This is a genomic window from Aliiglaciecola sp. CAU 1673 (assembly GCF_029223185.1).
GTDB lineage: Bacteria > Pseudomonadota > Gammaproteobacteria > Enterobacterales > Alteromonadaceae > Bowmanella.
In genome coordinates, this window is the sequence record NZ_JARHUG010000001.1 from 134033 (window position 1) to 148807 (window position 14775).

The 14775-nt window shown below is 52.0% G+C and carries 11 protein-coding genes; 7 read left to right on the top strand and 4 right to left on the bottom strand.

Translation table 11 applies throughout. The features are described 5' to 3' along the window. Positions 1 to 4: 4 nt before the first annotated feature. Positions 5 to 604 (bottom strand): FMN-binding negative transcriptional regulator, encoded by a 600-nt coding sequence (locus P2G88_RS00555; protein ID WP_275793627.1) that lies wholly within the window; start codon positions 602 to 604, stop codon positions 5 to 7. Continuing rightward, positions 604 to 1248: a pyridoxamine 5'-phosphate oxidase family protein gene (locus P2G88_RS00560; RefSeq protein ID WP_275793628.1), complete on the bottom strand. Its 645-nt coding sequence runs from the start codon at positions 1246 to 1248 to the stop codon at positions 604 to 606. Before P2G88_RS00560 ends, P2G88_RS00555 begins: the two co-directional genes overlap by 1 nt. Positions 1249 to 1337: 89 nt before the next feature. Between P2G88_RS00560 and P2G88_RS00565 the strand changes: the two genes are divergently transcribed. From P2G88_RS00565 to P2G88_RS00585, 5 genes are all read left to right on the top strand, one after another. Beyond that, on the top strand, positions 1338 to 2822 hold the full coding sequence (locus tag P2G88_RS00565; RefSeq protein ID WP_275793629.1) for a PLP-dependent aminotransferase family protein: 1485 nt from the start codon (positions 1338 to 1340) through the stop codon (positions 2820 to 2822). Positions 2823 to 2995: 173 nt separating this feature from the next. Beyond that, positions 2996 to 4057, top strand: coding sequence for an efflux RND transporter periplasmic adaptor subunit (locus P2G88_RS00570; RefSeq protein WP_275793630.1), 1062 nt, complete (start codon positions 2996 to 2998; stop codon positions 4055 to 4057). A gap of 2 nt (positions 4058 to 4059) precedes the next feature. Then, complete coding sequence (locus tag P2G88_RS00575; protein ID WP_275793631.1) at positions 4060 to 7203, top strand: efflux RND transporter permease subunit; 3144 nt, start codon at positions 4060 to 4062, stop codon at positions 7201 to 7203. A 109-nt stretch (positions 7204 to 7312) separates the two neighbouring features. Beyond that, positions 7313 to 8353, top strand: a complete 1041-nt coding sequence (gene pyrC / locus P2G88_RS00580) for a dihydroorotase (RefSeq protein ID WP_275793632.1) — start codon at positions 7313 to 7315, stop codon at positions 8351 to 8353. After that, positions 8350 to 9186 carry a transporter substrate-binding domain-containing protein gene (locus P2G88_RS00585; protein ID WP_275793633.1) on the top strand — a complete coding sequence of 279 codons (837 nt, stop codon included), beginning with the start codon at positions 8350 to 8352 and terminating at the stop codon, positions 9184 to 9186. The genes pyrC and P2G88_RS00585 overlap by 4 nt, the downstream gene beginning before the upstream one ends. Here P2G88_RS00585 and P2G88_RS00590 read toward each other — a convergent pair. Next, positions 9173 to 9988, bottom strand: coding sequence for an ion transporter (locus tag P2G88_RS00590; protein WP_275793634.1), 816 nt, complete (start codon positions 9986 to 9988; stop codon positions 9173 to 9175). The two genes, P2G88_RS00585 and P2G88_RS00590, sit on opposite strands and share 14 nt — an antisense overlap. A gap of 130 nt (positions 9989 to 10118) precedes the next feature. Between P2G88_RS00590 and dbpA the strand changes: the two genes are divergently transcribed. Next, positions 10119 to 11495, top strand: coding sequence for an ATP-dependent RNA helicase DbpA (gene dbpA, locus P2G88_RS00595; RefSeq protein ID WP_275793635.1), 1377 nt, complete (start codon positions 10119 to 10121; stop codon positions 11493 to 11495). A 152-nt stretch (positions 11496 to 11647) separates the two neighbouring features. Further along, the gene (locus P2G88_RS00600) at positions 11648 to 13477 is read left to right on the top strand and encodes an ABC transporter ATP-binding protein (RefSeq protein ID WP_275793637.1); all 1830 of its coding nucleotides are present in this window, start codon (positions 11648 to 11650) and stop codon (positions 13475 to 13477) included. A gap of 2 nt (positions 13478 to 13479) precedes the next feature. Here the strand turns inward: P2G88_RS00600 and P2G88_RS00605 are convergent, their stop codons facing one another. Further along, on the bottom strand, positions 13480 to 14598 hold the full coding sequence (locus tag P2G88_RS00605; RefSeq protein WP_275793638.1) for a hypothetical protein: 1119 nt from the start codon (positions 14596 to 14598) through the stop codon (positions 13480 to 13482). Between the last annotated feature and the right edge of the window lie 177 nt (positions 14599 to 14775).

Consider the following 14775-nt stretch of genomic DNA (forward strand, 5'->3'; position numbering starts at 1 on the left):
CTCCTTATCTAAACCATTTTTGCTGCCAATTCATATAGTCAAGCAATGCACCGGTCTGCCACTGGGGTTGTGTGGCCAGTGCATGTTGAACGCCCATCTGGTCTGCCTGGCTGCGATGCAGCCCGAGCTTTTCCGTGCCTTCCAGGCTGCTTAATCTCAGGCGAAATCCCACTATCGCCTCAGCCAGCTTTTCAATGTAAGCCTCTGGCATGATCTGCTCCTGATTTACCATATCCGGCTCCATCTGCGTGGTCTGTTGCGTGAGCATGTCCAGGATGCTGGTCTTATCCAACAGCTCGGCATGGCCCCTGGCCCTGACCATGGCATAGTTCCATGTAGGCACCGCTGGCTGACTCTGATACCACTGTGGCGAGATATAAGCATGGGGGCCCTGAAAGAGGACTAAATGTTCTTCTTCCTCAAGGCGCTGGCAATGAGGATTGTTTTTGGCCAGATGTCCTAAAAGACAAGGTGTATTGCCTTCTTCCACTATAAAGGGCAGGTAGCTAACGTGCCAGTTTGGACCCACCATAGTGGCAAAGGGGTAGCGGCGGATAAAGGCGGTTATCTGCTCTGAAGCCATCGCCGGTTTTCTTTGCATCATCAAAATCCTTTTGGTGCTTGCGGTAAAGGATAATTCTCCATATTGACTAGTCTGGGATCGGGCAAAGGCGCAGCCCACTGCCGCTGTAAGGGCAGAACACCCGCCCAAACCGGCCACTCATAGTCCTGCTCTTCGTCCACTGGTGGCGCAGACCGCACTTTCACCGAGACCTCTTTGATAGGGATCCAGGCCATGGCCGTGATCATCAGCTCGTTATCGGTCATTGGTCGCAGCGTGGGCCATCGTCCCGGTGAAACCCTTTCCACAAAGCGGCGCAGTTGCAGGCGTTTTTCGCTCTCTTCGCTGACCAGTTGCGCCTTGCCAAACACAGTGACACTGCGGTAATTGACCGAGTGATGGAAAGCCGAGCGAGCCAGCACCAACGCGTCTAACTGACAGATATTGATGCAAACATCTTGCTGGTCCACCCCATACACATTGCGGGCTCTGGCATGTCCGTGCCAATAAAGCCTGTCACCGTCGCGCCAGTGACAGGTTGGGGTGACCACGGGTTGACCATCGACGTTTTGCGCCACATGGCAAAGCAATGTGTTGTCAATGATGTCATTGGCCAAAGCCAAGTCATAGCAGGCACGCTTTCTACCGCGTTTGACCTGTGTCAGAGGTGAGGGGCATTCAGACATTGAAGAAATCCGTCGAGTAAGTTGACGACAGAATAGATTGAACTGGTTATGATAAAAATATCCAGAAATGCAGAATATAACCATACCAGATGAGCCTCGCAGCCAGCCTCAGCCTCACTGTCGATGAAGACAATGCAGTGCCTATTTATCTGCAGATCCAACAACAGATTTGCCAACTAATACAAGGTGGGCGTTTGCACGCGGGCGACAAGTTGCCTTCCAGCCGGGAGCTTGCAAAAAGCCTTGGCGTTTCGCGCACAACCAGTCTCAAGGCTTATGACAACCTGGTGGCAGAAGGTCTGTTGCTAAGCTTGCCCAAGCGCGGCGTCTTCGTGGCCAGAGCATTGCCGCCAATGCCAGGGGGGCGTTTTGCTGACTCAAGGGTGCATCTCTTACAAAATAATGTGTCACCCCCCGAAGACGCCTTTGACTCGGGCGCCGATGTCTGTGCGTTTCCGGCCAAACGCTGGGCCAACAGTCTCAGGCGCAGCTGGTTGGCCCCCGATCCCGTGCTGCTCAGAGGGGATTATGTTGCTGGGTACCCCGCGCTGAAGCAGCAAATAGCGATCTATCTGAATAGCCTGCGCGGCATCGACTGTGAGCCCGGACAAATTTTACTAACCGCCGGTAATCGGGATGCTTTGACGATTATCAGTCACGCCGTGCTGAAACAGCAGGAAGGACTGTATTTGGAAAATCCTTGCTACCGGCAGATGACATCTTTGTTTCATCATCTTGGGAAAACGCCGCTGCCCTTGTCCGTCGATGCAGAAGGCGCGCTACCCCCAACTGATATCCCCTTTCAGCAGGCGTTAGTGGTGCTGACGCCTGGGCGTCAGTACCCACTCGGTATGCCTATGAGTTCGGTGCGTCGGCAGGCATGGCTGAATACTATCGCGAACCAGGAGGCTAAAGGCGCCCAACTGTGGGTGGTGGAAGATGACTATGACTGTGAGTTCTTGTATCAGGGACGTGCCCACCTGCCGCTGATACAACAAGATGGACAGCGCCATGTGTTTTTTGTGGGTAGCTTTTCCAAGGTGATGTTCAGAGGTCTGCGCCTGGGATTTATTGTGGCCCCGCCAGATAAGGTGCAGCTGCTTGAACAAAGTCAGGCGCGGCTAGGATCCTCTGTTTCGTTAGGGCTGCAGTCGGCATTGAGCGAGTTTATGGCAAGCGGCGAGTTCGCCGTGCACCTTCGGCGTATGCGTCGACATTATTTGCAGCGCCGGGATTGGTTGTGTGAGCAATTAAGCGAACTATCACCTTGGCTTAACTTTGAAAAGCCGGGGGGAGGAATGCATTTAGTCGCCTATTTGCATGAACCCTGGCAAACCATGCCTGACGATAATCAATGCTGGGACAGCAGGCTTGCAGAGGCCGCCGCCCGAAAAGGCCTGCATTTACCCATCCTATCCAATTGTTATTTCACATCCCCTTATCGTCAGGGATTGTTGCTTGGATATTCAGCTGCCGAAGAGGGCACCTTGCTACAGGCGGTAAAGACTCTGAAAAGCTGTTTGCAAGCTACATTGGGTAGTGCCGCTGGCTTAATAGATGACTTCACCAACTGATCCCTTTCTCCACAACCCTTGTACCTATTCGAACCTGTTCAGCTGTCCTTATTGAATTTGCCGACTACCATTAAAGTCGCAAAAAACAGAATAATAACAAGGAGCTAAATGTGAACTGCGAGGCCGGAGGGTGGCACTTTTCATTCGCTGGTAGCAAAACTGCCAGCCTCTCAATGAGCCTATGGCTAACGCTGGTGGCGCCAAGTATGGCAGAGGATGTCAGCGTTGAAGCCCTGGTGGTCAAGTCCCAACCCATCTTTGAAGAGGTCTCGTTAAGCGGCACATTGACCTCACCTCATCTTTCTTTGGTATCGACGCAAATCGCCGGATTGGTGGAAAAGATCTTGGCAGATGCCACCGACGAGGTAAAGGCTGGACAGCCCTTGCTGATGCTTGATTCCGAGCTCAGTTCAATTGCTCTTGAAGCAGCTAAGGCGCGATTAGAAAGTGCTCGTCAAACCTACCAAGACAGTCAGCGACGGTATCGCGAAGCCCAGGCGTTGGTCGGCGATAAAAGTATCGCTCAAAGTGAAGTCGATGCCCGAATGGCGCAGATGGGCATTGATGCAGCCAGACTAAAGGAAGCTGAAGTGGAAGTGCAAAACCAACAGGCGCGCCTGGCGCGTCATACTATTCGGGCTCCTTTTGATGGCGTGATAAGCCGACGTCTTGTGGATATTGGTGAGTGGGTCGCGCCTGGAGAGGGATTAGTCGAACTGGTGGGGCGTGAACGGTTGTGGGTGGATTTTCAGGTACCCCAGCGATTTTACCCCCTGCTTGGCGGCGACAGTAAAGTACAACTTCGTTTTGATGCATTACCTGGCCTGACGCTGGAAAAGACGCCGCTTGGTCGGGTACCGCTAAGTAGCGGCAGTGCACGCACCTTCTTGCTGCGCGTGGAAATGCAAAGAAGCAAGCTTGCCTCTCTTATTCCTGGGATGTCCTCCAATGCTGTGCTGCAACTGGATTTAAAGCGAGAAAACGTGGTGGTGCCCAGGGATGCGCTGATCCGTTATCCAGACGGACGTATTTCGGTATGGGTAAGCCAGAAACATGTATCCTTTGGGCAAAGCGCAGAGGTGGTTGAGCGAATGGTAAACCTTGGCTTGGGCTTTGGCGACTGGGTGGAGATAACAAGCGGTCTGGCAGCCAATGAACTGGTGGTTGTAAAAGGCAATGAAGCACTCAGAGAGGGCAAAACCGTGCGCTTTCTGGCCTATGAAAAGGGGCGTTAGCGATGTTTGCCAGCATCGTTCGACACGGCATCCTGGTAACCGTTATTGTCCTGATTGTGGCAGTGCTTGGCATCGTTGCCGCCATGCGTATCCCGGTGCAGATGATCCCGGATCTCGAGGTACGCACCATCACAGTGCAAACCCGCTGGCCCGGCGCCACACCCCAGGATATCGAAAAAGAAATCCTTATTGAACAGGAAGAGTTCCTGCAGAATATTCCGTACTTACAGCAATTAACCGCCAGCGCCAGCTTGGGGCAGGCGGAGATAGAGCTGGAATTTCCCTTCGGCGTGGACATTACCGAGACCCTTATCCGGGTAAACAACGCACTCACGCAGGTGCCTTCTTATCCCCTTAATGTGGATGAACCCAGGGTCTATGCCACCTCCTTTTCGGCCAATGCCTTTATGTACTTTCGCGTTTCTCCGCTTGAGGGCAATCCGCGCAATTTGGATATGGATATGATGCGGGATTATATCGAGGACCAGGTGCGTAACCGTATGTCATCGGTGCCTGGGGTAGCGGAGGTGAATGTCGGTGGCGGTGCACAGCGCCAGATACAAATCCGACTCGATCCTGAGCGCCTCGCCGCCAAAGGGTTGACCCTGAATCAGGTGCGTAGTGCCATCAATGCGCGTAATCGCGATGTTTCCGCCGGTGAGGTGGAAAGCGGCAAACGGCGCTACTTGCTGCGCACTATTGGGCGATTCAGCGACTTGGAGGATATCCGCAAACTGATATTAGTGCGTGAGGGCGACAGTCTGGTGCGCCTTGGAGACGTGGCCACCGTGACCCTTGATCACTTTAAAATCCGTCAGGCTTCTTCGGTTAATGGCAAGCCCGTGATCAGTTTATCCGTGCGCCGGGAAAGCGGCTCCAATGTGATTACCATTAAAGAAGCCATGATGCAGGAAGTGGCGCTGATAAACAGCGAGTTGCTCGGCCCTCGGGGTATGGTGCTGGAGCTGACCGCCGATGATGTGGTGTATGTTGAGGATTCGGTTTTCAACGTCTGGAAAAATCTGGCACTGGGTGCATTGCTCGCCACTGTGGTGATGTTTTTGTTTTTACGCTCTTTTCGGGCCACAGCCCTAGGCGTAGTGGGGATCCCTATCTGTACCATTGCTGCCTTTTTGGGGCTTTTGCTGGCCGGGCGCACCATCAATGTTATTTCTCTGGCCGGAATCGCTTTTGCCATTGGCATGACTCTGGATAACAGTATTGTGGTGTTGGAAAGTATCGAACTGGAAAGGCGCAAGGGGCTGGACAGATTAAAAGCCGCTGTGGCCGGCGTGCAAAAGGTATGGCCGGCGGTATTGGCATCCACCTTGACCACGGTGATGGTGTTTTTGCCGGTGATTTTTATCCAGGAAGAGGCCGGGCAGCTTTATTCCGATGTGGCCATTGCTATCTCTGCCGCCATCCTGGTTTCCATGTTGATTGCCATCACCGTTATTCCCACTGCCAGCGCCAGGCTCTCTTTTGGCAGTAGCCTGTCTGACAAAGATTCGAGTCGTGCAAGCAGCATATTGGCCGCGTTGTTCTGGCTGATCGAAACACCAAAACGTCGCTTTGCCTGTGTGGGAGTCACGGTGTTGATTAGCACAGCCATTGTCTATTTCTTAACGCCACCGGCGGAATACCTGCCTGAAGGAGAAGAGCCAAAAACCTTTGCCTTTATGAGCGCACCGCCAGGTTACAACTTAAAGACTATGGAGCAGATTGGCCAGGAGCTGACAGATTACTTTATGCCGTTCGTGGGCGATGATCCGAAGCGTTTTGCACGTGGCGAAACAACCGTCCCGGCCATGGCCTATCTGAATATGGGCATTTCCCCCAATGGTCTTCGTATCATCAGTCAAACCATCGATCCGGGTCAGATAGATGCACTGATGCAAGCCATTGTGCAAAAGTACGAGTCCTATCCCGGTATGCGAGCCTTTGCCGCCAGGGGCTCGATTATCAGCAGCAATGATGGTGGTACCCGTAGCGTTAATCTGGACATATCCGGTCCTAACCTTGCCGATCTTTTTAATGTGGCCAGAAAGGCGTATGACCGGGCCAAGGAGGCATTTGAGAACCCCAGTATTCAGTCAAATCCCTCCAGCCTGACCTTGGCTCAACCACTTCTGCAAATTGAACCTGACTGGGACAGACTGGCAGAAGTGGGCATGAGCGCTCAGGATATCGGCTTTGCGGTGGCTGCCCTGACCGACGGGGCTTTTGTCAGTGAATTCTTTATGGGCGATGACAAGATTGATATGTATCTCTACAACAATCAGGGCCCAGGCGCGGATATCGGCACCCTGAATGCCATTTTACTGCAAACGCCAAGCGGGGATGTATTGCCCCTGTCTGACTTGGCCTATGTGCGGGAGATTGTCGATACCAGCACCATTCGTCGTGTGGATGGGCGACGCACAGTGACCCTGAATATTATTCCGCCGCGCACTACTGCGCTGGAGACGGGGGTTGCCATGGTCAAAGAAGAGGTGGTTGCGGCCATGCGCGAAGCCGGTGATATTCCCCTTGGTGTAGAACTGGGAATTTCCGGTGCCGCCGATCAACTCGATGCCACGCGGGAGAGCCTGAGCAGCAACTACATAGTTGCGTTAGTGATTGTTTACTTACTGATGGTGGCCATATTTAACCACTGGGGCTATCCCCTGTTGATTATGACCAGTATTCCCCTTGGCGTTGCCGGTGGCATTGCCGGCTTGGCTCTGCTCAACGGCGTTGGGCAGACGCTATCGTGGCTGGGATTGGGAGGTGTGCATCAGCCCTTTGATATGATCTCTATGCTCGGCTTTTTGATACTGATGGGCACGGTGGTGAATAACCCAATACTGATAGTGCACCGGGCCATTGATAATGTGAAAGAGCAGGCCATGGATGCGGTAGAGGCAGTTAAAGAAGCGGTGCAGTCACGCTTGCGTCCCATTGCTATTTCTTCCATTACCACTATCTTCGGGTTGGCGCCGTTGGTGTTTTTACCCGGCGTCGGCAGTGAGCTTTATCGCGGCGTGGGGGCGATAGTGATGGCAGGCATCATCGGTGCTACCTTGGTTACCTTAACCATGCTGCCCGCGCTGACGGTGATGGTCCTCCATCGATGGCAGGAAAATACCACCACCAGAGAGTTGTAATTGTTGGCAAATTCGAGAGTTTCAACCTTCATATCGACTAAAAAGCCATTCAGTGGCCCCCGGATTTCTGCAATAATGTAGGCTGTAGTTTAATCCTGCCGGGGCCGCTATGACCGAACTGACTATCACCACCCCAGATGACTGGCATCTGCATTTTCGCGATGGCGACATGCTAAAGGAAACCGTGCCGGCCACTGCGCGGTGTTTTAAGCGGGCCATCTGTATGCCCAATCTGGTGCCGCCTGTAACCACCGCCCAGATGGTCATCGATTACCGCGCCCGTATTCTCGATGCAAGACCGACAGGCAGTGACTTTGAACCGCTGATGACGCTGTATCTAACCAACTGCACTACCAAGGAAGATATCCGCCAGGCCAAGGCCGCTGGCACGGTTGCCGCCAAGCTCTATCCAGCTGGCGCCACCACCAATTCCGATGCGGCGGTATCAGCCCTTGAAAGCCTGTATCCGATTTTTGAAGAAATGGCCAAGCAGGGGATGCTGTTACTGGTGCATGGCGAAGTGACCGACAAAGATGTGGATATTTTTGATAGGGAAAAAGAGTTTATTGACCGTCACTTGCAGTCGATTGTCGCCAAGTTCCCCGAACTCAAAGTGGTATTTGAACATATCACCACCGCCGATGCGGTGCAGTTTGTGAATGAAGCATCTGAGAGAGTAGGCGCAACTATCACACCGCAGCACTTGATGCTCAATCGGAACGATTTATTGGTTGGTGGTGTACGCCCCCACAATTACTGTTTACCTGTGCTTAAGCGCCGCACCCATCAGGAAGCCTTGCGAGCGGCGGTTAGCACCGGCTCAAGTAAGTTCTTCCTGGGCACCGATTCGGCCCCTCACGAGAAGCACCGCAAGGAATCTGCCTGCGGCTGTGCCGGTTGCTATAGTGCCTGGAGTGCGTTGGAGTTGTATGCACAGGTATTTGAGGAACTGGGGATACTGGATAAGCTGGAAGGTTTTGCCAGTTTCCATGGCGCGGATTTTTACGGTCTGCCCCGCAACAAAGGCACAGTGACCCTGGTACGTGAAGCCTGGCAGATCCCCGAGCAAATTGTCCTGCCAAATGGCAATCCCATTGTGCCTTTCTTCGCAGGACAAACGGTTAACTGGAAGTTGAAGCCGTCATCATGATCTGCAGCGGACGGCTCCTCGGCTTGTTTTTGTGTCTGGCCACCATCAGTGTCCAGGCCCAGCAGCGAGTGGCCGCCGTACTCACACATGCTGATAAGCCATTTGTTTATCAAGACAGTAAAGATGGTCTCACCGGCTACGCAGTGGAGCTGACTAGGGAGATCCAGCAACAGGCAGGCAGTGATGTTCCTATTCAAATGCTGCCCTGGGAGGCAGTGCAGGAGCGGATGCAACAAGAACCCAATCTACTCGCTTTTGCCGTTGTCAGAACCCCTGAGCGGGAAGAGCAATTTCACTGGATAACACCTATTACCCGCAATATGCATGGGCTGTTCACCACACAAGCGAGAAGCGACAGAATGGACAGCCTGCAACAGGCCGGGAAATTGTCATCCATTGGTGTGCAGGGTGAAGATTTTCGTGAGCGGTTATTGAAGCAAGCGGGACTGAGCAATGTGGTTAGTTTTGACGATTGGCCACAGGCTGTTGAGGCCCTTGCAAAAGGGGAGATAGAGGCGATTTTCTATTCCGCCGCCGGCTTGGATTTTCATTGCCATCGTATGAACCTGGACTGCAGCCAATTGTCCAGTATCTATGTCCATGAAGAGGTAGCCACCTACCTGGTCTTATCAAAAGGGCCTGATAGTGAATCACTTGCTAAGCAGTGGCAAAAAGCGGCACAGGCTTATAAAGCCAGTGCCGCTTTTCAAAAATTGGCCAATGCCTGGTTAATTCATTATCAGCGCCAATACCATCTACCTCTGCATATTGCTGATGGCACTATGAATTTCTGGCGCTTATCAGAAGACTTTCCGGCGACTATTTCCCATTAAGCTTCGCCAACACCTCATCCAGTTGTTTCTTTAAGGCATCGATATCCGCTTTGCTTGCCGCTTGAGGAAGGTCTTTTTGCTCTTCCTCATGCATCACTTGCATGGCATCGACGATAATGCCGATAAAGAGGTTCAGCACTGCAAAGCTGGTAATAATGATAAATGGCACAAAAAACAGCCATGACAGTGGGAAAAGCTCCATCGTGGGACGCACAATACCCATGGACCAGCTTTCCAGCGTCATCACCTGAAACAGGGTATAGGCAGAGGCGCCGATACTGCCAAACCATTCCTGCATATTCGCATCAGGGTGGTTGCCAAAGAGTTTGGTGACCAGCACCGCAGAGACATAAAAGATGATGCCCAGCACCCCTACTACCGATGCCATACCGGGTAGCGAATGACCCAAAGCACCTATTACCCGGCGCATCTGCGGCACCACGGAAAATAACCGTAGCACCCGCAATATGCGAAATGCCCGCATCACTGACAGCGGTCCGCTGGCCGGTAACCAAGAGGCCGTGACGATAATCAAATCAAACCAATTCCAACCGCCTTTGAAAAAGGTGCTCCGATAACAAATAAGCTTTAGTACCAGTTCCAGGGTAAATACGCAGAGAATCAGGGTATCCAGGGTATGCAGCAAGGTACCATGGCTTCGCATCAGGCTGGTGGTTTCCAGACCCAGGGTGACCGCGTTAATCAAAATTAAAGCAATGATGCTGCGTGTAAACAGCGGATGCTCTACCAGTATTTGCAAACGATGTTGCGGCATAGGAAGGCTGAGTTCTTGCGATGCCATGATGACTCCATGGGAATTGAAATAGGCAGCCACAAGATAGGGACACGTAGCATTTTTACAAGAGGGCAAACACTGATTTGTGACGGAATTAGGTTTAGAATAGGCGCCCTTTTGATTTGCAGAGATCCCCATGAGCCTTGATTTCTCCTCCCTCCCTCTTTCCGAAGCCATGTTGGATAACCTCAACAGTCTGGGTTACCTGCAAATGACGCCGATACAGGCCGCGAGTCTTCCCCTGATCTTGTCCGGGCGTGACGTACTGGGCAAGGCCAGCACCGGCAGTGGTAAGACAGCCGCTTTTGCCATTGGTTTGCTCAATAAAATCAATGTGCAGGATATGAGTCCGCAAGCCTTGGTGCTTTGTCCCACCCGAGAGCTGGCCGAACAGGTCGCGGCGGAAATTCGCCGCCTGGCTCGTCATCTGGCCAATATCAAAGTGCTGACTCTTTATGGTGGCACGCCTATGGCCCCACAGGTGGCTTCCCTTAAACATGGTGCCCAAATTGTGGTAGGGACGCCTGGAAGGGTGCTGGATCATCTTGGTCGCCGCAACCTGGATGTGAGCAGAGTTGGCTGCCTGGTGTTGGATGAGGCCGATCGTATGCTGGATATGGGCTTTGCCAAGGATATGGCTGCGGTCATCGCGTTGTTGCCCAAATCCAGGCAAACTCTGTTGTTTTCTGCCACCTACCCAAAAGAAATCGCAGCCATCAGCGCTGATATTCAACAGCAGCCCGAACAAGTTGAAGTCTCTGCAGTGCATGGTCAGGAGAAAATCACCCAGTTCTTCTATGAAGTGGCTAATGATAAGCGTCTGCATGCGTGCATGAGTTTACTGACTCACTTTGAGCCAGAGTCGGCCATGGTCTTTTGTAACAGCAAGGTCGAGTGTCAGCAGGTGGCAGACAGTTTGGCTGAGCGAGGCTTCAGCGCGCTGGCCCTGCATGGCGATTTGGAGCAATGGGAGCGTCAACAGGTGCTGCTGCGTTTTGCCAATGGCAGTGCAAGGGTATTGGTGGGTACCGATGTGGCGGCTCGCGGTTTGGATATCCCTGCCGTCGGTGCGGTGATTAATTACCATGTGACACCCGATCCTGAGGTGCATATTCATCGTATCGGTCGCACCGGCCGAGCTGAGGCCAGCGGTGTGGCGCTGACCCTGTGTTCACCAGAGGAGGTGTCCCGGGCCAATGCCATCGAAAACTATCAGCAAAAGCCAATCCAATGGGCCGATATCAGCCGTATCCCTTTTAAAAATCACAACATTAAAGAAGCGGCTTTTGTGACCTTGTGCTTGGACGGCGGAAAAAAAGCGAAGATTCGTGCAGGCGATATCTTAGGTGCATTGACCAAAGATGCCGAGGTGCCTGGCGTGGATATTGGTAAAATAGACCTCACAGAGACCCATGCTTTTGTGGCGATTAAACAGCGCAGCGTTAAGCGGGCTATGGCCCATTTTCGTGAGGGCAAGCTCAAAGGCAAGAAAGTAAGGGCCCGAAAGTTATAAATACATGACCACAGAGTCACGACAAGAACTGGAATTGAAGTGACTTGACACTGTTTTAGTCGGTCATCGTCGGGATAAGTCAAAATGTCCATGAACCTTGATGCTCTCTTATCCTCTGTGTCTCTGTAGTAAAAAACTCATAAAGGAATGCGATGTTTTCTTTTTTTGAAAAGTTGGTGCAGCCCTTCCCGCAGCAAGCACCTGCACAACCGCCCAAAAACCTGCTGGCGTTTTGCCTGCATTATTCGAGGGGCATGAAGCGGGCGTTGATTAGTCTGTCTTTACTAAGTGCATTGATAGCTGTTTTGGAAGTGAGCCTTTTTGGCTATTTGGGACAGCTGGTCGACTGGTTTGCCACCCGTGATAGGGCAACATTCCTGTCTGAAGAAGCCCATAGCCTGATGTGGATGGGGGCGGTGATCCTGATATTCTTGCCGGTGAGTATCCTGCTGCATTCCCTGGTCAATCATCAAACCCTGCTGGGCAACTTCCCTATGCGAATTCGCTGGCAGGCGCATCGGTATTTGCTGGGGCAGAGCCTGGGCTTTTTCCATAATGAATTTGCCGGGCGGGTTGCTACCAAGGTCATGCAGACGGCGCTGTCGGTGCGTGAAACCGTGCGTAAGCTGCTGGATCTGATGGTCTATGTCGGCGTGTATTTCCTCAGTGCCTTATGGCTTATTTTTTCAGTCGACTGGCGATTGGGAATACCGCTGGTGCTGTGGTTGCTGGTTTATATAGGTATCCTGCGACTACTGCTGCCCCGAATGCGCGCCGTATCTGAGCGTCAGGCCGATGCTCGCTCTGTGATGACCGGGCGCATCGTCGACAGCTACACCAATATCGCTACCGTCAAACTCTTTGCCCATACGCAGCGGGAAAGTGAATATGCCCATGAGGGTATGCGCAGTTTCCTTGGCACTGTTTATCCGCAGATGCGACTGGTCACCTGGCTTAACGCCGCTGTGTGGTGCAGCAATGCTCTGTTGATTTTTATTACCAGTGGCCTGGCGATTTATTTGTGGCTACAGGAACTGGCCAGTCCCGGTGATATCGCCATCGCCGTCAGTTTAACCCTGCGTTTGAACGGCATGTCGCAATGGATCATGTGGGAAGTCTCCGACCTGTTCGAAAATATTGGTACGGTTCAGGATGGCATGAATACCTTGGCCTTACCGGTAGCTGTGCAGGATAAACCCCATGCTGGCGCTATGCAGGTGAAAGGCGGCGCCGTTGAATTTAAAGCCGTGGGCTTTGCCTACGACAGTCGCAACCGGGTGTTTGAAGATCTGAATATTCACATTCGCCCCGGTGAGAAAGTCGGGCTGGTAGGGCGCTCCGGCGCTGGTAAATCGACCCTGGTGAATCTATTACTGCGCTTTTACGATGTGCAGTCGGGACAAATCTTTATTGACGGACAAGATATTCGTGAAGTGTCCCAGGAAAGCCTGCGTGAAAAAATCAGCATGGTAACCCAGGATACGTCCTTGCTGCATCGCTCGGTGCGGGAAAACATATTGTATGGGCGCTTAGATGCCAGCGAGGAGGATATGATCCGAGCTGCCAAACAAGCCGAAGCCCATGAATTTATTCAGAAGCTCTCCGATGGTCACGGCAATACCGGTTACGATGCCCAAGTGGGAGAAAGGGGGGTAAAGCTCTCTGGCGGTCAGCGCCAGCGCATTGCTATCGCTCGGGTAATGCTTAAAGATGCGCCAATACTGATTCTGGATGAGGCTACCTCGGCGCTTGATTCCGAAGTGGAAGTGGCCATTCAGCAATGTTTAAACCGCATAATGGAAAACAAAACCGTGGTCGCCATTGCCCACCGCCTTTCCACCATTGCGGCGATGGATAGGTTATTGGTGCTGGATGAAGGACGTATTGTTGAAGCCGGTACTCACAGCGAGTTACTCGCACTTAACGGTATCTACGCCAAGCTATGGGCCCATCAGACAGGCGGATTTTTGGGATTGGAGTAGCCCTAATGGGCTACTCTGCTTATGTTTCTGGAACTCACCACGAGTATCAGAATGCCCAGTGCAAAAAGCAGAAGGGCTTGGGGTTCGGGTACTCGTGGGGTGTCCAATGATGCTGTCGCAATAAATAACTGCTCATAACCATTATTCAGGTTCTTGCCGAATCCTGAAACAAGGCCTGAACATATTTCATCGCCTTCAGCACCGAAGCCTGGATCGCAGCCTAAACGTAAATCAATATGCATTGTGTAGTCGGCCAGGTCAGTATCGCTGACACTGGTAAAAAGACCGTCTAGCAAGCTATTCAATTCAGGGCCAATAATTGCGTAGGCCGCAGTATCTGCACCCAAATTATGATTGATTGGCCCCTCGTCTGCGTCCAAAGAGGTACAGGATACTGGGACTGGAGTGCCTGGTAATGCGTCATTATCAATGCAAATAGGACCACCGGAGAGCACATAATCTGTACTGGTGTTGTCACCCAAGGTAGGACCGCTCCCGGAACTGGTATAAAGGCCTGGATCACCTAAAAAGTTTCCGCCACCGCCCTCCGAGATAAGGGCATAGGCGCCACCGTTATTAGTGAAATCAAAAATGCCAAGGGTGCCACCCACGTTATTAGTGACTGTGATTTGGGCCCAAGCTGCCAGGCTCTGTTCGTTTTGACCATTTAAATTATTGTTATTAAAAAGGAAAACCATAGCTTCACCGGCCAGAAAATCCTTGAGCGATAGGAGAGATGCATCCCAGGTGTCACTGCTATCACCCGAAAAAGCCGATACTTCACCAGGGTCAGGCTCACCACCAGTACTGAAAAAGTTGGGATCACCCTGACCATTAGGAGTGGCGTAGGCGTTGTCCATTCCGGCAAAGTTTGTATTCACACCCTGACCGCTGGCCCCTGTAGCCACTACAACCAAATCCTGAATTTGACCAGGACCTGACTTTACCGTTAACGGACAATTTCCAGTAGTGCAGCCTAATTGAAGATTACCAATGGGTAGCGAATAAGAATTGAAGTCGCCGTAGGTTGCATACCCAATACCTGTCAAGTTTATGAGGGCGGCGTTAAGTGGCATACTTGCCAGTAGAGCGAGGGTGCACAGAACTTTAAATTTTGTCATAACAGTATCCTTAATTTGTTAATCAAGGATCACATACCCAAGTTTTTGCATAGTTGGGTAACTTCGGGATCAGGTCATAAACGCTGCTAATCTAGTATGGCGAAGCAATAATTAAGCCAGTTAAGAAGTCATTATAAATCATGCAGATAAAAAATAATGCTGCGCACAATTGTCAAA